At 44.6% G+C, this 368-nt stretch carries 1 tRNA gene; it reads right to left on the bottom strand.

The features are described from left to right. Window positions 1–179 precede the first annotated feature (179 nt). Window positions 180–255, bottom strand: a tRNA-Ala gene (locus tag M0415_RS21325). Between the last annotated feature and the right edge of the window lie 113 nt (window positions 256–368).

The following is a 368-nucleotide window of genomic DNA, read 5'->3' on the forward strand; positions in this document are numbered from 1 at the left end:
TTGAATATTCAAGACACTTAAAAAGTGTTTTAAGAACTCAATTTTTTTCGTATTAACACAACGACAGACATCATTGTATTAATTACTATCAGCTTTCCAAATTGTTAAAGAGCGGGCTTAAAAAAGCCAAAGATAATTTTTCAGTTTATCTTTGGCATCTCTAACCAGATTGCAGTAAGTGGTGGAGCTATGCGGGATCGAACCGCAGACCTCCTGCGTGCAAGGCAGGCGCTCTCCCAGCTGAGCTATAGCCCCACTTACATGCAGTGCGAGTATCAGATGTCCCAACCCTCAAAGGATTGGTGGGTCAGAGTGGACTTGAACCACCGACCTCACCCTTATCAGGGGTGCGCTCTAACCAGCTGAGC

The sequence above is a fragment of the Shewanella sp. 10B genome, from assembly GCF_023475885.1.
Taxonomy (GTDB): Bacteria; Pseudomonadota; Gammaproteobacteria; order Enterobacterales; family Shewanellaceae; genus Shewanella; species Shewanella mangrovisoli.